Here is a 16,977-nt window from a genome sequence, read left to right on the forward strand (position 1 = left end):
TTCGGACGACCCGCCTTTGCTGCTTACTGGAAGACGGCCCCAGGATTATCAAGGCTGTCGGAGCCTTCAAGCTCGATCGTGCCGAGATCCAGCGACGCAATGACGCGCTGGATGGACTGGGTCTGGTCGATCAACCCGTCGATGGCCGCCTGAACGGTGGCGTTGCCCTCGGCATTGCCTTCGCCGATCATCTGGTCATAGGCCTCGGTCGTCTTGGCGCGCTCTGCCATGGCATTCATCGCAGCAAGCGTCTTATCGAGCTTGGCCTTCATTTCCTGATCGAGCGCCTGATCCTTGGCGGCGACGAGTTCGGAGAGCGACGGGCCGGTCATCTTCGTGCCGTCGACGCGGGTGTATTCGCCGGTATAGGCGGATGCAATGCCGACGGCGTCGTTCAGGTGCGAAGCATGGGTGTTGTCGGAGAAGCAATCATGCTCCTCTTCCGGATCATGCAGCAGCACGCCGAGCTTCATGCGCTCGCCGGCAAGTTCGCCATAGGAGAGCGAGCCCATGCCGGTGAGGATGATGGAGATGCCCTTGTTTTCATCGGCAAGCACGTTCTTCGTGGCTTCGCCCTCGGGTGCCCAGGCGGCAACCATCTCTTCGAGATCCTGGACCAGGAGGGTGGAGGCGGCCTTCAGATAGGCGGCGCGGCGATCGCAATTGCCATTGGTGCAATTGGCCGTGTCGTAATCGGTATAGGAACGGTTGCCGGCGCCCGGGCCGGTGCCGTTCAGATCCTGGCCCCAGAGCAGGAATTCGATGGCATGATAGCCCGTCGCGACATTGGCCTCGACTTCGCCGGCTTCATGCAGCGTTTCGGCCAGGAACTCCGGCGTGATCTTGGAGGCATCAACCTCTTCGCCGTTGATCTTGATCTTCGGGTTGGCAATCACATTCGCCACATAGAGCGAATTGCCATCGCTTTCGGTGCCGTAGCCGGCATCGACATAGTCGATCAGGCCTTCGTCCAGCGGCCAGGCATTCACCTTGCCTTCCCAATCGTCAACGATCGGGTTGCCGAAGCGGTAGACTTCCGTCTGCTGGTAAGGGACGCGGGCGGCGATCCAGGCTTCGCGGGCCGCCTTCAGCGTCTCGTCGCTCGGCTTGGCAATGAGGGCGTCGATGGCGGCATCGAGCGCCTTGGCAGTCGACAGCGAGTCCTCGAACTTCGCATGGGCGAGCTCTGCGTAATGCGTCAGCACGTCCTTGGGCGCTGGTGCGGCGACGGCCGGGCCAGCAAAGATGGCAGCCGATGTGACGAGCAGCGCGATGGACGCGCCGATGACGGATTTCCTGATCATGGTGTCTCCCTCCGACGCCGATAGGCGCCTCGATTTAACGGACGGCCTTCTCTTCGCGCAAAAAGAAACTGGTGTCAAACAGTCGACTATAAGAAACAACGGTTGGATTTGACGATCGTCAAATCAGCTCGACCGCCGACGCATGCGGCAGAAGAAGAAGCCGTCGGTATCCATGCTGGCGGGGCTGAGCGTGACGGTCTTGCCATCGGCCGAACGCGGCTTCGGGGCTGAACCGCCGAAAAGATGCGTCCAGTCGTCCATCACGGAGACGATCTCGAAGCTCGGATTGGCTTCGCAGAAGGCCTGGACCTGACGGTCGTTTTCCTCCGGCAACACGGAACAGGTGACGTAGAGAAGCGCGCCGCCAGGCCTGACGAAGGCCGAGGCCTCGGTCAGCGCTTCCTGCTGCTGGGTGATGCGCTCCTGGAGGTTCCGATCAGTCAGGCGCCACTTCGTATCCGGACGCCGACGCCAGGTGCCGGTTCCGGTGCAGGGGGCGTCGACCAGAACCTCGTCGCAGCGGTCGCGCAGGTTGGAGAGGCCCTTCGCGCTGTCATGCACCTGCACATTGTGGGTGCCCGCGCGCTTCAGGCGTTCGATGATCGGCGCAAGCCGCTTGCGGTCCGCGTCATAGGCATGCACCTGACCCTTGTTGTTCATGGCAGCTGCCATGGCGAGCGTCTTGCCGCCACCGCCGGCGCAGAAGTCGAGCACCTGATCGCCCTCGCGCGGCGTAACGAGATCGGCAACGATCTGCGAACCTTCGTCCTGCACCTCGAACCAGCCCTTCTGGAAGCTGAGTTCGGCTGTGACGTTGGGCAGACGCGACGGGCCTTCGCCGGCCGGCACGCGCATGCCGAAGCGGGCAATCGGCGAAGCCTGGGCGCCGGAGCGGTCGAGCGCCTTCAGCACCTTGTCGCGATTGGCCTTCAGCGTGTTGACGCGCAGGTCGAGCGTCGGGCGGGTGGCAAGCGCCTGGGCCTCGGCGAGCCAGTCGTCACCGAAGGCCTGTTCGAAGGAAGGCTGCACCCAGTCGGGGATGTCGCCCTGCACATGCAAGGGCGCGTCCGAAAGGTTGCGGCTGGTAAAGGCCTGAATCTGGCTTTCGGAGAGGGGGGCGGGGGCGAAATTGTCGCCTTCGAGATCGGCCTGCAGCGACTCGAGGCTCATGCCCCACTGGCGCAGCAACACGGCCCAGCCGAGGCTATGAGCCCTGTCGTCATCCATCAGCCACGCATGGGATAGCTTCATGCGCAGGGCATCATAGACGATATTGCCGATGGCCGCACGGTCGCCGGAACCGGCGAAACGATGCGAAAGGCCCCAATCCTTGAGGGCATCGGCAACGGGACGGCGACGGGTCTCGATATCATCCAAGACTTCGATCGCACCGGCAAGACGGCCGCCCAAGCGCATGGTCATTCTCCTCTGAAAGAAGAGAGCGTGGTAACGGCGATCACCGGCAAGAGCAAGCGTCTAAAGCCGGACGAATGGATCGCCGCCTCCTGGAGGACGGGTCTTAGCCGAGGATCTCGTAGCAGACCTTGGCATGGCCGGCGCGGACCATGCCGATGTTCTGGGCTGCAGCCTTGGACAGATCGAGCACACGGCCGCGAATGAAAGGGCCGCGATCGTTGATGCGCACGACGACGCTCTTGCCGCTTCGCGAGTTGGTGACCTTGACCTTGGTGCCGAAGGGCAGGCTCTTGTGAGCGGCGGTCAGCTTGGCCGGGTTCATACGTTCGCCGGAAGCCGTCTTCGACGTCAGGGCGTACCAGGAGGCACCACCGCAGGAAGACTTGGCATTTGCACTCTGAGGCGCGAAAGCACAGAGAGCTGCAATAGTTGCAGCGGCGAAAATAGAGCGTCGGTTGATCGTCAAGTTATACGTCCCTAGTCGTTGACACGAGCGGTTTTTTGCGTGCCGACGCCTAGGCAGGGTCAAAAATGGCAAAAACGTGCCACAATGCCATCACGAAAAGTTACAAACTGTAACATTCGTGATGATGCAAACAGGAATCTTTACCTTAATGAAGCATGAAGAATGGAGAAAAATCGTTTGAATCCAGGAGTCTTTGCGGAATGAAAAACTCGCGCGCCGCGTATTCAGCACGATCACGGAATCTGCGAAGAAAAATTTTGCTTTCCCGCCATATTTCCTGCCCGAATTATGGTGCCTTCGAGGCTGAGACGCTTGGAATGCCGGACTTCCTGCACCCTGGACGCAAAGTTTGACCTCGTGAAACGCCTGTTCAGGCCTTCTGGTTCCAGCTGCCGGAACCAAGTAGATCCTCCAGAGACATCATGTAATTCGGGTACTGGAAGTTGAATCCGAGACGCTTGATCTTGGCGTTGGAGACGCGCTTGTTTTCGCCATAGAAGGAGCGTGCCATCGGCGTCAGATCGGCCGTCTCGAAGGGCTGCTCGGGCGGCGCCTCCATGTCCATCAGTCGGGCTGCTTCCGTGACCACGTCCTGCGGCGGCGAGGGCATGTCGTCGGTCACGTTGAAGATCCCGGCAGTCTTGGGGCCAGCGAGGAAGGCGGTGGCAGCAGCGATGTCCTCGACCCGGATGCGGTTGAACACCTGATCCTTCTTCACCAGCCTCCGTGCCGTGCCATTGGCAAGGTTCATGAAAGTGTTGCGGCCCGGCCCGTAAATGCCGGAGAGACGCAGGATCGCAAGCGGCAGATCATCCCGCGCCGCAACCACCTGCCAGGCCTGCTCGGCCTCGACGCGCTCCACCGAACGGACGGAGACGGGCTTCAACTCCGTTTCCTCGTTGACCCAGGCACCGTTGTGGTCGCCATAGACCCCGACGGTCGAGAGATAGGCGATCCATTCGAGCTTCGGCATGATGGCCCTGATTCCCGCCTTACCGCAGAGCCGGATCAGTGGGTCGCCCTCACTGCCGGGCGCAATCGACTGGACGAGGTGGGTGGTTTCGGAGAGTTCGCCGAGCAGCTCTTCGGTGAGACTCGCGCCATCGAAGACGAAGGGGCGGATGCCCACCGCTTCCAGCGCCTTGCCCTTCTCGGCGCTGCGCGTGGTGCCGGCAACGGATGCGCCCTGGTCGCTAAGCAGCCGGCCGATCGCCTTGCCTGAATATCCCGCTCCGAAAATCATCACCCGCATGCGTCAGCTCCCCGTCATCCATTCCTGTCGGACCGTTTCGTCCATTTCTCCTGGCATGTGCTCCGCCCGGAGCCTCATGAAGTCGTCGCCGCGCAAGAGCCGCGACAGCGCCCAGGCCGCCATGCCGCGCACATCGGCCGAGGCATCGCTCAGCAAGGCCTGGCAGGCTGGTGCCAGCTCCACCGAACCGGAATTGCCGGCCGCGATCAAGACATTGCGCACGAACCGATCCCGTCCGATCCGCTTGACCGGCGAGCCGCTGAAATAGGTCCGGAAGGTCGGATCGTCCAGCGTCAGGAAGTAGGCGATGTCGGGCGCCTTCAGGTCCTCGCGGGCCACGAGTTTCATTTCGCGCGCCGACGCCGCGAACTTGTTCCAGGGACAGGCCGCCAGACAGTCGTCGCAGCCATAGATGCGGTTGCCGAAGGCGGGGCGCAGTGCCCGGTCGATCGGCCCCTTGTGCTCGATCGTGAGGTAGGAAATGCAACGCCGCGCATCGATCTGGTACGGCGCCGGAAAAGCGTTCGTCGGGCAGGCGTCGAGACAGGCGCGGCAGGAGCCGCAATGGTCCCGTTCGGCTTCATCGATCTCCAGGTCGGCCGTGGTGAACAGGCTGCCGAGAAAGAGCCAGGAACCGTATTCGCGGCTGACGAGATTGGTGTGTTTGCCCTGCCAGCCGAGCCCGGCAGCGGCGGCGAGCGGCTTTTCCATGACGGGGGCCGTATCGACGAAAACCTTCACGTCCTCGCCCGCACGCGCGGCAAAGCGCGTCGCCACTTCCTTGAGCCGTCCCTTGATGACGTCGTGATAATCGCGATTGCGGGCATAGACCGAGATGGCCGCCTTCTCGGGTTGAGCCTGCAGCAGGCGAGGATCCTCGTCAGGACCGTAATTCATCCCGAACATCACGATGGAGCTCACGTCCGACCAGAGCACACGCGGATCGCTTCTGCGCTCCTTGGTCTCCTCCATCCAGGCCATCGTGCCGTGGCGGCCGTCCTCGAGGAAGCTCTCAAGACGCGCAGGCGCTTCGGGGATGGCATCCGGCAAAGTGATCCGACAGAGATCGAAGCCCTGGGCTTCCGCCTCCTGGCGCAGGAAGCGGGTGAGGTCTGCCCGCAGCTTCCGGATCTTGGGATCGATCTGCGGCTCGTCCATGGCGCTTGCTGTCAGAAGTCGAGGTCGGCGTAGTGCGACACCGGCGTGATCCCGCGCACGCGCTCGGTGAGCAGTGGCCGGAAAGAGGGTCGCGACTTGATCCGCTGGTACCATTCCTTGGCGACCGGAAACTCGTTCCAATCGATCTCGCCGAGATAGTCGAGCACGGAGACGGCCGCTGCCGCCGAGAGGTCGGCATAGCTCAGCCGTTCGCCGGCGATCCACTGGCGTGAGCCAGAAAGCCAGGTCAGGTATTTCATGTGGTGGCGGATATTGGAGCGGGCCGTGCGCAGGACCTTGGAATCGGGCGCACCACCGCCAAGGCCATTCGGAATGATCAGCTTGTGCACGCGTTCGCGCACCAGCGGCTTGGTCACATCCTGCTCCATCTTCTGCAGGAACCATTCCGTCAGCCGACGGATTTCGGCGCGCTGGAACGGATCTTCGGCAAAGAGGCGCCGGTCGCGCTTCAGTACGCCGTGCGTCTCGTCGATGAATTCCGAAATGACGAAGGGGCCGCACAGCGCCCGCATGCTGTCATCGACATAGACGGGCAGCGTGCCGGCGGGATTGAAGGCGAGGAACTCCTTGCGCTTCTCCCAGGTCTGCTCCTCCACCAGATCCGTCTGGAAGCCGTATTCGGACAGCACCAGTCGAATGAAACGGGACGCAGTGGACATCGTGTGATGGTACAGGGTCGGCATCGGAACTCGGAGTCTCGGATTTTTCAGTGGCCGCGACACAGGCGGTGGAAGCGGCTGGTCATCAGCGCGGCTTCCAAGCTATAGGGTTTCGGCCCCGGCAATACAAGCAAATCACTTTGCCTTCCCCTTGAAGGAGACCTCATGGAAGATCAATCCATTATCAGCGCGCTCGTGCTCGGCCTGATTGAAGGCCTGACCGAGTTCGTGCCGGTATCGTCAACCGCACACGTGCTGCTCGCCGGCCATTTCCTTGGCTTTGAATCGCCGGGCAACACCTTTGCCGTGCTGATCCAGCTGGGCGCCATCCTTGCGATCCTCAGCGTCTACTTCGCCAAGCTCCTGAACATCGCCCTGTCGCTGCCGACAAGCGCCGAGAGCCGACGTTTCGTTGGCGCGGTTCTCCTCGGCTTCCTGCCGGCCGCCGTCATCGGCTTCCTCGCCCACGATTTCATCAAGACCGTGCTCTTCGAGACGCCGATGCTGATCTGCGTGGTGCTGATCCTGGGTGGCCTCGTCCTGCTCTGGATCGACCGGATGCCGCTAAAGCCCAGATATCACGACGTCACCGAATATCCGCTGTCGCTCGCGCTCAAGATCGGCTTCTGCCAGTGCGTGGCGATGATCCCCGGCACTTCGCGCTCGGGAGCGACGATCGTCGGCGCGCTGCTGCTCGGCGCCGACAAGCGCTCGGCGGCGGAGTTCTCCTTCTTCCTCGCCATGCCGACCATGCTCGGCGCCTTCACGCTCGATCTCTACAAGAACCGCAACGCGTTGACCGCCGACGACACCACGATCATCGCGATCGGCTTCGTGGCAGCCTTCGTCTCGGCGCTGTTCGTGGTGCGGGGGCTTTTGAATTTTGTCTCGAAACGGGGCTATGCGCCCTTCGCCTGGTGGCGGATCGCCGTCGGCACGGCCGGCATTCTCGGACTGCTGATGTTCGGCTGAGGCCGGCAGGTCCGAGACAAGAAAAAAGGCTGTCCCGAGGGGCAGCCTCTTTGATTTTGGGAAATCAGTTGGTCGACGGGATGGAAGCCGTCGAGCAGGGGTCGATGCCATAGGCAGGCGAGCAATTGTCCTTGCGGGCCGCCACGGTGGTCGGCGCGACGAAGGAGCCAGCGATGATAACCAGTGCCGCACATGCGAAGAACAGTGCGATGGACTTGCCCATGGAAATGCCTCTTGAGACTGTCTGAAATGAAGGGCCGGCAACCGCTGCCGGCCGGCCGTTGGGGGCCAGTCTTTACGCATTGCCACGACCGCCATCAATAGGCGAACTTGCTTTATCCGCGGTTAACGCAGGTCTTGGTTAAGCTGCGTCTTTTGTGCAACGGCGGGACGCTCGAAAGGCGGGTGAGGGCAGCCTCAGGCTGCCTTGCCGGAGCCCGTATACTGGCCATGCACGCGATACTGCACGAGATAGGTCGGCAGGATGGCGGCCATGGTGACAGGCTGGATGCCGAGGCCTTCGAGCGTGCGCCCTTCCGCCTTGGCGGCAGGGGACACGACATTGTCCTTTTTCAGAAGCTTGACCTGGTCGCTGGTGAGCGGCGGCGTGATCAGCGGCACGGCAGACGCGATGCTGCCGATCAGCGAGGCAATGCCGAAGGGCAGGTTGACGAGCGCACGCTTGCGGCCAACGACGTCGAGCATCATCTCGAGACACTGCTTGAAGCTCGCGACATCCTGGCCACCGAGCTCATAGATCTTGCCGCGGGCAATTGTGCCGTCGACGGCGCGTGCCACCACTTCGGCGACATCGCCGACATAGACGGGCTGGAACTTGGTCTTGCCACCGCCGACCAGCGGCAGGGCAGGGGCGATGCGAGCCATGGAGGCGAACTTGTTGAAGAAGCCGTCTTCAGGGCCGAAAACGATCGACGGGCGCAGGATGGTCGCGTCCGGCAGGATCGACTGCACGGCAGCTTCCGCACGACCCTTGGTCGCGGCATAGACCGAATCCGACTTCGCATCGGCGCCGATCGCCGAGATATGGGTCAGCGTCGCGCCGACGGAGCGGGCAGCTTCGGCAACGGCGCGGGCGCCGAAATCCTGGACGGCATCAAAGCCGTTGCGGCCGCTCTCGAACAGAATGCCGACGCAGTTGACGACGTGATCGGCACCCTGGACGGCCGCATCGACCGACGAGCGGTAGCGCAGGTTTGCCTGAACGAAGGAGATCTGGCCGACATTGCCGAGTGGCTGCAGGAAGCCCGCGAGATCAGGGCGGCGCACGGCGACACGGATACGATAGCCGCGCTTGGCGAGCGCGCGCACCACATGCCGTCCCACGAAGCCCGAGCCCCCGAAGACGGTGACGAGCGGCGGAAGGTTGGACAAGGTCATGGACGGCTCCCCTGAACTATATGGGCGCACACGATATGCGCGATCTGGCCTCTCTTAGCCGAATCGTCTGGCGGGGGAAAGGCCCGTCAAGGCCTCATCCGCGGGACATTCGGCCTCAGGGGAGGAACGGCTCAAACGCCTTCGACGACAACCATCTCGGCATCCGCGACTTCCTGGCGGATCTTGGCGGCGATCTGATATTCCGGGCAATTGTAGCAGTCGACGGCAGCCTGATGCGAGGGGAACTCGATCACCACGTTGCGGGCACGAACCTGACCTTCGAGCTTCGTATACTCGCCTCCGCGCGCGAGGAACACTGCGCCGTACTTCTCAAACGCAGGCTTTGCCGCCGCGACATAGTCCTTGTAACGCTCAGGGTCACGGATATCGACGCGTGCGATCCAGTAGCCTTTGGCCATGTCTTCCTCCCGGTTGTCTTTCGTTACGCCTGCTTTGCGAGCGCGTCGTCCATCTCGGCGAGAATGGCGAGTGCGGCTGCCTTCGGATCCTCCGCCTTGACGATCGGGCGCGCCACGACGAGGTGGCTGGAGCCCGCGGCAATTGCGTCCGATGGCGTCATGACGCGCTTCTGGTCGCCCTTGTCGGCGCCGGCCGGCCGGATGCCGGGGGTGACTATCGCCATCTTCGGGCCGACGATCCCGCGCACGGCGGAGGCTTCTTCGGCCGAGCAGACAATGCCGCCCATGCCGGCGGCACGGGCCTGTTCGGCGCGCTTCAGCACCAGCGTATGCCGGTCGTATTCATAACCGGCATCGGTCAGGTCCTGCTCGTCCATCGAGGTGAGTACGGTGACGCCGAGCAGGCAGAGGCCGGAGCCTTCGGCGGCCTTGACCGCAGCCGCCATGGCCTTCGGATAGGCATGCAGTGTCAGCATGGTCATGCCCATGCGCGCGATATTCTCGACAGCGGAAGCAACCGTGTTGTCGATGTCGAGCAGCTTCATGTCGAGAAAGACCTGCTTGCCCTCCCGCGCGAGATCACGGGCGAATTCCAGGCCGCCGGCAAAGGCGAGCTGATAGCCGATCTTGTAGAAGGAGATGCTGTCGCCGAGCGTTAAGACGACCCGCTCCGCTTCCTGGACAGTCGGAACATCCAGTCCGACGATGAGACGGTGACGTGCGCTCAAGACAAAGACTCCTGCCAGATCTCCATGGCCGTCCAGTCGCATGAGATGCGCCGGTCTGCAAGGGAGAAGCAGAAAAGATTGCCGCCACCCCCAGCTTGATCCTGGTTTCGCGCGATCGGCTGGCCCGCAAGATGACATTTCAGAAGCGTGCCGACGCCGCCATGGCCGACGAAGGCGATCGGCTGACGGATGTCGTGCGCGGCGAGGATCTTGTCGACGGCGCGGACGATGCGCGCCTGGGCGTCCACGGCGCGCTCCCAACCTCGATAGCTTTCCTCGGGATGGGCGAAGAACCAGTCGGCCGCCGCCTCGAAATCCGACGGGGCGAGGAAGCCGGTGGCCGATCGGTCGTTTTCGTGCATCTCGAGTTGGATTTCGACATCCTCACCCGTGGCCGAGGCGAGGATCTCGGCGGTCTCGATCGCCTTGCGCTCTCCGCTGCTGACGATGCGCGAGAGTTCCCGCACCCAGGGCCGGGTGACGCATGCGTCCGCACGGGCTCGGCCAAGCGCGGAGAGACCCCAGTTAGGGACCGGCACGGCAGGATCGATCTGGACCTGCGGATGGGTGATGTAGAGACCGAACATCAGAGGCCGCTCAGGCCCTGCGGTAGATCCAGAGCTGCGCCGGCGGGATGTTGCGCACGACGAAGTCGAAATGCTGGATGTGGTAACGATCGGGCTTCGCGATGATCGGAGACACCGGACCATAGGTGATCTGCACCACAGGACGGCCTTCCGGGATACGGGACAGAAGGTCCTCGAGCAGTTGGATGCGGGCTTCCATCGGGAAGCTCAGCATTGGTACGGCCGAGATCACGCAATCGAAGGTCTGATCGGCGAAGGCGCCGAGCGATGTCTTCAGATCAAAGGCGTCGCCGTGGATGAAATTGACGCCGGCATAATCCTCGACCAGGCGGCGGTAGAAATCCTCGGAATACTCGACGGAAACAATCTTTTCGGCGGGAACGCCGCGCGCCAGGATCTGCTTGGTGATGACGCCGGTTCCGGGACCGAGTTCGAGCACGGGCAGACCCGACTTCGGTTCGATTACACTCGCCATGCGCCTGGCGGTGACGGAAGAGGTCGGCACGATCGCGCCGACCGTCTTGGGACCTTGCATCATGCCCTTGAAGAAACGGATCTCCTCGTCGAATTTCTTCTCGAACCGTTCCTTCAGTCGGATGGCCATGATCGTCCCTCTCTCGTTGTTGCTCGATTGTTGCGAGCCTATTGCGACAATTTTGGGTCGTTTTGTCGCAATTGCAAGAGAGAATGCCGCATGTGGGCCATAAGCCTGCCGCAGACGGGCAGCTTAGACGCGCATCGGCATCAGGACGTAGAGCGCGTCAGCACCGGCCGTGTCGCGAATAAGCGTCGGAGAACCGGCATCCGCGAGCATGAAGATGGCATCGTCGCCGGAGAGCTGGGCGGTGATGTCGAGCAGATATTTCGCATTGAAGCCGATCTCCATCGCGTCGCTTTCATAGCCGACGGCGACCTCTTCCGTCGCACTGCCCGAATCCGGATTGTTGACGGTGAGCATCAACTGGCCGTCGGCCAGAGCGAGCTTCACGGCGCGGCCACGCTCTGAGGAAATGGTCGACACGCGGTCCACGGCGCGGGCGAAGGTCTGGCAATCGACACGCATTTCCTTGTCGTTTGCCTGCGGAATGACGCGCTGATAATCCGGGAAGGTGCCGTCGATCAGCTTGGAGGTCAGGACCACGGAGCCGATGGAGAGACGGATCTTGGAATCCGAGATCTCGATGCCGATGGTCAGATCCGGATTGTCGATCAGCTTCTGCAGCTCGCCGACTGTCTTGCGCGGGATGATGATGCCCGGCATGCCTTCCGAGCCCGAGGGGGCGTCGACATCGGCGCGGGCAAGGCGGTGACCGTCGGTTGCGACGGCGCGCAGCTTCAGCGCGCCACCGGCCTCGATCGTGTGCAGAAAGATGCCGTTGAGGTAATAGCGGGTTTCCTCCGTCGAGATCGCAAACTGCGTGCGATCGATCAGCATCTTGAAGTCGGATGCCTTGATCTTGAAGGAATGGGTGAAGGTCCCGGCGGTCAGGTCCGGGAAGTCCGACTGCGGCAGGCACTGCAGCGAGAATTTCGAGCGGCCGGATGCCACCGTCATCGAGCCACCATCCGGATTGGTCGCCAGCAGTACTTCCGAGCCATCGGGCAGCTTGCGCACGATTTCATAGAGCAGATGCGCCGGCACGGTGGTGGCACCTGCCTGCTCGACCATGGCCGCGGTGCTTTCGGTGATCTCGAGATCGAGGTCCGTCGCCTTCATGTCGAGTGCCGCGCCTTCGGCCTTCAAGAGCACGTTGGACAGGATCGGGATCGTGTTGCGACGCTCCACCACGCGGTGCACGTGGTTCAGAGACTTGAGGAGATTGGACCGTTCAAGAGTTATACGCATGGGATGCTACCGCTTTCGACGTGTCGTCTTCCGGAGTTCCGGATCGGAATAAGGGGGCCGGGCAGTCCCCGGGCCGGACGATGTGGACGGGCAAAATGGCAGCAAAAGTGCGGGAAAAGCAAGAGGCTCCAAGGTTTTCCACGCCCGTCCCACCGCAAGGTTATCGGAATGGTTTATGGGCCGGCCGCCCTTGCCGTGAGAGTGGGGGTGGAGGATAAAGGCCGCATGACAACAGAAGACAAAAATGCGTTGGCTACCCCGGCCTCGAAGCGCTATCGCCTGAACGACACAGCAGTCGCCTCACGACCGCTGGAGCCCGCGCTTTATCTGGTCGCAACGCCGATCGGCAATCTCGGCGACATCACCATCCGTGCACTCGAAACCTTGGCCGGTGCCGATGTGCTCGCCTGCGAGGATACGCGGGTGACGCGCGTGCTTCTCGACCGCTACGGCATCGAGAACCGGCCTTACGCCTATCACGAGCACAATGCCGACGAGGCAGGCGCTCGCCTGCTGGCAGCCCTCGAAGCCGGCAAGTCTGTCGCTCTGGTCTCCGATGCCGGTACGCCGCTCGTTTCCGATCCGGGTTACCGTCTCGGCCAGCTGGCGATCGAGGCGGGCCACCGCGTCGTGCCGATCCCCGGCGCCTCTGCCCCGCTCGCGGCTCTGGTCGGCTCCGGCCTGCCGAATGACGCCTTCCTCTTTGCCGGATTCCTGCCGACCAAGGACAAGGCAAAGCGCGACCGACTGCGCGAGCTCGCCAAGGTGCCGGCGACACTGATCTTCTTCGAGTCTCCCCATCGCATCGGCGATACGCTGGCCGCCGCCGCCGACGAACTCGGCGTCGAGCGATTGGCCTCTGTCTGCCGCGAGCTGACAAAAGCCTTCGAGGAGTTTCGCCGCGGGCCGTTGGGCGATCTCGCTCAAGACTATGCGGAAAAGACGGTCAAGGGCGAGATCGTGCTCGTCATCGGTCCGCCGGCCCCCGATGCTGCGCCCGACGCGGCCGATGTCGACCGTTTGCTGACCGAGCTTGCCACCACCCTGCCGACGGCCAAGGCCGCGACGGAAGCCGCCAAGCTGACAGGCCTTCCGCGCAAGGATCTCTATCAGCGTCTTCTGGAACTCAAGGGGACCGCATGAAGCCCAGGAGCGCGGATCGAAAACGCATCCGCGCCGAGAGGCTGGGCCGCTGGTCGGAATACCGCGCGGCGCTCGCGCTGCTCCTCAAGGGCTACCGCATCGTTGCATTACGCTACAAGACGAAGGCCGGCGAAGTGGACATCATCGCGCGGCGCGGCAATCTCGTCATTTTCGTCGAAGTGAAAGCCAGAAGAGACCTCCGCGCCGGCGTCGATGCGGTGAGCTACACCGCCGAGAAGCGCATCGAAAATGCCGCAGATCATTGGCTGCGCAAGCAATCCGATGCAACACGACTGTCACTTCGCCATGATATCATCGTGGTGCGGCCCTGGCGTTGGCCCACCCATTTCGAGGGCGCATTTTAGCTTCGTTTCACTTTCGATCAGTGAATCTCGAAAGCTTCGTTTTGTGACAGCTCTGACATAAAACGTTCAAGTCGCTGTCATGGAGCGCGCCTAATGGAGCCCTCACCGCAACAACCGGTGGAGAGGATCTATTCCATGATCAAGAAGATTTCCCTGGCCGCTCTGGCCCTGACCATGACCGCATCGACGACGCTTGCCGCGACCAACATTACGTGGTGGCACGGCATGGGCGGCCGCAATGGCGAAGTGATCAACGAGATCGCTCAGAAGTTCAACGCTGCCCAGACCGAATGCGTTCTGACGCCCGTTTCCAAGGGCTCGTACGAAGAAGCCCTGTCGGCCGGCATCGCCGCCTTCCGTTCGGGCGAGCAGCCGAACATCCTGCAGGTCTTCGACGCAGGCGCCGCGACCATCATCAACGCCAAGGGCGCGACCATTCCGGCCGAAGACCTCCTGAAGGACAACGGCTTCGAATTCAACCGCGAAGCCTTCATCGAAGGCGTGCGTTACTTCTACGCTGACTCCGATGGCAAGTTCGTCGGCATGCCGTTCAATTCCTCGGCGCCGATCATGTACATCAACGACGAAGCCCTGAAGAAGGCTGGCGTCGAAGCCCCGAAGACCTGGGAAGAGTTCGAAGCCATCGCGCCGAAGCTGAAGGAAGCCGGTTACATCCCGCTCGTTCAGTCGCAGCTCACCTGGCAGTTCACCGAGAACTTCTTCTCGCGCAACAACATCCAGTTCGCCTCGAACAACAACGGTTACGACAGCATCGTCGACACGACGATCAACGTCACCGACGAAAACCATGTCATGATGTATGACAAGCTGAAGGCCTGGTACGACCAGGGCCTGTTCGGCTACTACGGTGCCGCCTGGAACGATAACCAGAAGGTCTTCGAAGAAGGCAAGGCTGCTCTCTGGATCGGCTCCTCGGGCTCCTTCGGCGGCCTGCAGAAGACCGCCACCATGCCCTTCTCGGCGACCTTCCTGCCTTACTGGAACTCGATCGAAGGCGCTGGCGTCCACTCCTTCATCGGTGGCGCTGCTCTCTTCGCAATGGCTGGTAAGTCGGCTGAAGAAAACAAGTGCTCGGGCTCCTTCTTCAACTTCCTGACCTCGACCGAAGTCCAGAAGTTCTACCACCAGGCCACCGGCTATGTCGCCATCACCAACGCTGCTTACGAGCTGTCGAAGTCTGAAGGCTACTACAACGAAAAGCCGGCTGCCGAAGTTGGCATCCAGCAGCTCCAGCTGCCGTCTGCCGAGTGGAACAAGGGCTATCGCCTTGGCTTCTACCCGCAGATCCGCGTGATCATGGAGCGCGAATACAACCGTCTCTTCGCCGGTGAAACCACTGCCAAGGACGCCATGGAAACGATCAAGAAGGAAGCCGACGAGCTTCTCGCCCGCTTCGCCAAGACGGCCGGCTGATCACCATACCCTGAGCGACTGAGAAACCCGGGGGCGACAAGCCCCCGGGACTTGCATTGAGAGGGCCCCATGAAGCGCGTCCAGTTCAACTCGCGATATCTGCCATATCTATTCCTGCTACCGCAGTTCGCGATCATCTCCATTTTCTTCTACTGGCCCTCGATGCAGGCGATCACCTCGTCCTTCTATATCGAGGATCCCTTCGGCTTCGGCTCGACCTTCGTCGGCGCTTCCAACTATACCGATGCGCTTACCTCGCCCGAGTATCAGAAAATCGCCCGCTTCACGATCGGCTACAGCCTGATCGTCACCTTCCTGGCGCTCTCCCTCGGCCTGCTGCTCGCCCTGAAGGCGGATGCGGTGATCCGTGGCAAGTCCGCCTACAAGACGCTGCTGATCGTCGTCTATGCCATTGCGCCGCCGGTTGCGGGCCTGATCGGCATGATGCTCTTCGACCAGCATATCGGCCCCTTCGTCAAATTCGCCGCTCTGTTCGGCTGGGAGATGAAGGTGGGGCTGAACTACTTCGACACGGCCTTCGCCATGGTGATGGTCGCCGTCTGGAACCAGATCCCCTACAATTTCATCTTTTTCCTCTCGGGCCTTCAGGGCATCCCGGCCTCGATCCGTGAAGCCGCCGCCATCGACTGCAAGTCCGGCACGCGCCGTTTCTGGACCGTGATCCTGCCGCTGCTCACCCCGACGGCCTTCTTCCTTCTGGTCATCAACATGACCTATTCGCTCTTCGACACCTTCGGCGTCATCGACGTCATCGTGAAAGACAAGCCGGCCAACAACCCGATCACCCTGGTCTACAAGGTCTATCTCGACGGCTTCCGCGGCAATGACCTCGGCTCGTCCTCCGCCCAGTCGGTCATCCTGATGCTGGTCGTTCTGGTGCTGACCATGATCCAGTTCCGCTTCATCGAACGCCGCGTCCATTACGGTTGAGGAGAGCGCCATGTATCGCACCAAATTCTTCGACCACCTGATCCTGATCGCAGGCGTCATCTTCATGCTCGGGCCGCTGGTGGTCGCCTTCACGACGTCCACCCATTCGGCCGCCGAGATCCATACCAACGGCCTGATGCTGTCGATTGGCGACGACTTCACCTCGACCTATGACAAGGTCCTCTTCAAGTCAGGCGGTTTCACCGGCCAGGTGACCGGCCTGACCATGGCGATGAACTCGTTGATCCTCGGCTTAGGCTTTGCCGTCGGCAAGATCGTGCTCTCGATGCTGGCGGCCTATGCCATCGTCTACTTCCGCTTCCGTTTCGCCACCCTCGCCTTCTGGCTGATCTTCACCACGCTGCTTTTGCCGCTCGAAGTGCGCATCATGCCGACCTACAAGGTGATGAGCGATCTCTCGCTGCTCAACAGCTATCAGGGTCTGATCCTGCCGCTTCTGGCATCCGCCACCGGCACCTTCTTCTTCCGGCAGTTCTTCAAGTCCGTGCCCGACGAGCTGCTGGAGGCTGCCCGCATCGACGGCGCCGGCCCCTTCAAGTTCTTCATCGACGTGCTGGTACCGCTGTCGCGCACCATGATCGCCGCCGTCTTCATCATCATGTTTGTCTATGGCTGGAACCAGTATCTCTGGCCCATGCTGATGACGACAGATGAGGGCTTCTACACTCTGATGCGCGGCATCAAGCAGATCCTGCAGGTCTGGGTCGGCTCGCAGATCCCCGATTACAACGAAGCCTTTGCCATGGCCGTGCTCGCACTGCTGCCGCCCGTCATCGTGGTGGTGGTGTTCCAGAGCTGGTTCATCAAGGGCCTGACCGAATCCGACAAGTAAGAGGA

At 61.9% G+C, this 16,977-nt stretch carries 19 protein-coding genes; 6 read left to right on the forward strand and 13 right to left on the reverse strand.

Translation table 11 applies throughout. The features are described 5' to 3' along the window. Nucleotides 1-23: 23 nt before the first annotated feature. The 6 genes from FAA86_RS09795 to FAA86_RS09820 all read right to left on the reverse strand — a co-directional run bounded on the left by FAA86_RS09795 (nt 24) and on the right by FAA86_RS09820 (nt 6,300). On the reverse strand, nt 24-1,304 hold the full coding sequence (locus tag FAA86_RS09795; protein WP_136540157.1) for an imelysin family protein: 1,281 nt from the start codon (nt 1,302-1,304) through the stop codon (nt 24-26). A gap of 123 nt (nt 1,305-1,427) precedes the next feature. Further along, complete coding sequence (locus FAA86_RS09800) at nt 1,428-2,720, reverse strand: RsmB/NOP family class I SAM-dependent RNA methyltransferase (RefSeq protein WP_136540426.1); 1,293 nt, start codon at nt 2,718-2,720, stop codon at nt 1,428-1,430. Nucleotides 2,721-2,823: 103 nt separating this feature from the next. Next, on the reverse strand, nt 2,824-3,186 hold the full coding sequence (locus tag FAA86_RS09805; RefSeq protein ID WP_183954634.1) for a septal ring lytic transglycosylase RlpA family protein: 363 nt from the start codon (nt 3,184-3,186) through the stop codon (nt 2,824-2,826). Nucleotides 3,187-3,556: 370 nt separating this feature from the next. Continuing rightward, complete coding sequence (locus FAA86_RS09810) at nt 3,557-4,438, reverse strand: SDR family oxidoreductase (RefSeq protein ID WP_136540159.1); 882 nt, start codon at nt 4,436-4,438, stop codon at nt 3,557-3,559. 3 nt (nt 4,439-4,441) lie between these two features. Further along, on the reverse strand, nt 4,442-5,596 hold the full coding sequence (queG, locus tag FAA86_RS09815; protein WP_136540161.1) for a tRNA epoxyqueuosine(34) reductase QueG: 1,155 nt from the start codon (nt 5,594-5,596) through the stop codon (nt 4,442-4,444). A gap of 11 nt (nt 5,597-5,607) precedes the next feature. Further along, nucleotides 5,608-6,300 carry a glutathione S-transferase family protein gene (locus FAA86_RS09820; protein WP_113460203.1) on the reverse strand — a complete coding sequence of 231 codons (693 nt, stop codon included), beginning with the start codon at nt 6,298-6,300 and terminating at the stop codon, nt 5,608-5,610. A 141-nt stretch (nt 6,301-6,441) separates the two neighbouring features. Between FAA86_RS09820 and FAA86_RS09825 the strand changes: the two genes are divergently transcribed. After that, entirely contained in the window at nt 6,442-7,248 is an 807-nt protein-coding gene (locus tag FAA86_RS09825) for an undecaprenyl-diphosphate phosphatase (RefSeq protein WP_136540163.1), read from the forward strand. A gap of 64 nt (nt 7,249-7,312) precedes the next feature. Here FAA86_RS09825 and FAA86_RS24565 read toward each other — a convergent pair whose 3' ends face one another. The 7 genes from FAA86_RS24565 to dnaN form a co-directional block, all read right to left on the reverse strand. Beyond that, nucleotides 7,313-7,471 (reverse strand): hypothetical protein, encoded by a 159-nt coding sequence (locus FAA86_RS24565; RefSeq protein ID WP_167494938.1) that lies wholly within the window; start codon nt 7,469-7,471, stop codon nt 7,313-7,315. Between the two features lie 194 nt (nt 7,472-7,665). Further along, complete coding sequence (locus FAA86_RS09830) at nt 7,666-8,646, reverse strand: complex I NDUFA9 subunit family protein (RefSeq protein WP_136540165.1); 981 nt, start codon at nt 8,644-8,646, stop codon at nt 7,666-7,668. Between the two features lie 131 nt (nt 8,647-8,777). Beyond that, the gene (locus tag FAA86_RS09835) at nt 8,778-9,065 is read right to left on the reverse strand and encodes a DUF1330 domain-containing protein (RefSeq protein WP_136540167.1); all 288 of its coding nucleotides are present in this window, start codon (nt 9,063-9,065) and stop codon (nt 8,778-8,780) included. Nucleotides 9,066-9,088: 23 nt separating this feature from the next. Further along, nucleotides 9,089-9,793, reverse strand: coding sequence for an orotidine-5'-phosphate decarboxylase (gene pyrF / locus FAA86_RS09840; RefSeq protein WP_136540169.1), 705 nt, complete (start codon nt 9,791-9,793; stop codon nt 9,089-9,091). Beyond that, nucleotides 9,790-10,380: a histidine phosphatase family protein gene (locus FAA86_RS09845; RefSeq protein WP_136540171.1), complete on the reverse strand. Its 591-nt coding sequence runs from the start codon at nt 10,378-10,380 to the stop codon at nt 9,790-9,792. Before FAA86_RS09845 ends, pyrF begins: the two co-directional genes overlap by 4 nt. 10 nt (nt 10,381-10,390) lie before the next feature. After that, nucleotides 10,391-10,984, reverse strand: coding sequence for a phospholipid N-methyltransferase PmtA (gene pmtA / locus FAA86_RS09850; protein ID WP_136540173.1), 594 nt, complete (start codon nt 10,982-10,984; stop codon nt 10,391-10,393). 123 nt (nt 10,985-11,107) lie between these two features. After that, nucleotides 11,108-12,226: a DNA polymerase III subunit beta gene (gene dnaN / locus FAA86_RS09855; RefSeq protein ID WP_113460196.1), complete on the reverse strand. Its 1,119-nt coding sequence runs from the start codon at nt 12,224-12,226 to the stop codon at nt 11,108-11,110. Between the two features lie 225 nt (nt 12,227-12,451). Between dnaN and rsmI the strand changes: the two genes are divergently transcribed. From rsmI to ugpE, 5 genes are all read left to right on the forward strand, one after another. Beyond that, nucleotides 12,452-13,369, forward strand: coding sequence for a 16S rRNA (cytidine(1402)-2'-O)-methyltransferase (gene rsmI / locus FAA86_RS09860; protein WP_136540175.1), 918 nt, complete (start codon nt 12,452-12,454; stop codon nt 13,367-13,369). Beyond that, a complete protein-coding gene (locus FAA86_RS09865) occupies nt 13,366-13,734 on the forward strand; it encodes a YraN family protein (protein WP_136540177.1) in 369 nt (122 codons plus the stop codon). The genes rsmI and FAA86_RS09865 overlap by 4 nt, the downstream gene beginning before the upstream one ends. A 135-nt stretch (nt 13,735-13,869) precedes the next feature. Further along, complete coding sequence (locus FAA86_RS09870) at nt 13,870-15,168, forward strand: extracellular solute-binding protein (protein WP_136540179.1); 1,299 nt, start codon at nt 13,870-13,872, stop codon at nt 15,166-15,168. A 69-nt stretch (nt 15,169-15,237) separates the two neighbouring features. Then, entirely contained in the window at nt 15,238-16,119 is an 882-nt protein-coding gene (locus FAA86_RS09875) for an ABC transporter permease subunit (protein ID WP_113460192.1), read from the forward strand. Nucleotides 16,120-16,129: 10 nt separating this feature from the next. Further along, entirely contained in the window at nt 16,130-16,972 is an 843-nt protein-coding gene (ugpE, locus tag FAA86_RS09880; RefSeq protein ID WP_136540181.1) for a sn-glycerol-3-phosphate ABC transporter permease UgpE, read from the forward strand. The last annotated feature ends 5 nt before the right edge of the window (nt 16,973-16,977 follow it).

Origin of the sequence: Rhizobium rosettiformans W3, from assembly GCF_004912135.1 — a bacterium.
GTDB lineage: Bacteria > Pseudomonadota > Alphaproteobacteria > Rhizobiales > Rhizobiaceae > Allorhizobium > Allorhizobium rosettiformans.

Coding starts and splice junctions, on each gene's coding strand:
- FAA86_RS09795 (WP_136540157.1), bottom strand. CDS start 1,304: ATGATCAGGAAATCCGTCATCGGCGCGTCCATCGCGCTGCTCGTCACA.
- FAA86_RS09800 (WP_136540426.1), bottom strand. CDS start 2,720: ATGCGCTTGGGCGGCCGTCTTGCCGGTGCGATCGAAGTCTTGGATGAT.
- FAA86_RS09810 (WP_136540159.1), bottom strand. CDS start 4,438: ATGCGGGTGATGATTTTCGGAGCGGGATATTCAGGCAAGGCGATCGGC.
- queG (WP_136540161.1), bottom strand. CDS start 5,596: ATGGACGAGCCGCAGATCGATCCCAAGATCCGGAAGCTGCGGGCAGAC.
- FAA86_RS09820 (WP_113460203.1), bottom strand. CDS start 6,300: ATGCCGACCCTGTACCATCACACGATGTCCACTGCGTCCCGTTTCATT.
- FAA86_RS09825 (WP_136540163.1), top strand. CDS start 6,442: ATGGAAGATCAATCCATTATCAGCGCGCTCGTGCTCGGCCTGATTGAA.
- FAA86_RS24565 (WP_167494938.1), bottom strand. CDS start 7,471: ATGGGCAAGTCCATCGCACTGTTCTTCGCATGTGCGGCACTGGTTATC.
- FAA86_RS09830 (WP_136540165.1), bottom strand. CDS start 8,646: ATGACCTTGTCCAACCTTCCGCCGCTCGTCACCGTCTTCGGGGGCTCG.
- FAA86_RS09835 (WP_136540167.1), bottom strand. CDS start 9,065: ATGGCCAAAGGCTACTGGATCGCACGCGTCGATATCCGTGACCCTGAG.
- FAA86_RS09845 (WP_136540171.1), bottom strand. CDS start 10,380: ATGTTCGGTCTCTACATCACCCATCCGCAGGTCCAGATCGATCCTGCC.
- pmtA (WP_136540173.1), bottom strand. CDS start 10,984: ATGGCCATCCGACTGAAGGAACGGTTCGAGAAGAAATTCGACGAGGAG.
- dnaN (WP_113460196.1), bottom strand. CDS start 12,226: ATGCGTATAACTCTTGAACGGTCCAATCTCCTCAAGTCTCTGAACCAC.
- rsmI (WP_136540175.1), top strand. CDS start 12,452: ATGACAACAGAAGACAAAAATGCGTTGGCTACCCCGGCCTCGAAGCGC.
- FAA86_RS09865 (WP_136540177.1), top strand. CDS start 13,366: ATGAAGCCCAGGAGCGCGGATCGAAAACGCATCCGCGCCGAGAGGCTG.
- FAA86_RS09870 (WP_136540179.1), top strand. CDS start 13,870: ATGATCAAGAAGATTTCCCTGGCCGCTCTGGCCCTGACCATGACCGCA.
- FAA86_RS09875 (WP_113460192.1), top strand. CDS start 15,238: ATGAAGCGCGTCCAGTTCAACTCGCGATATCTGCCATATCTATTCCTG.
- ugpE (WP_136540181.1), top strand. CDS start 16,130: ATGTATCGCACCAAATTCTTCGACCACCTGATCCTGATCGCAGGCGTC.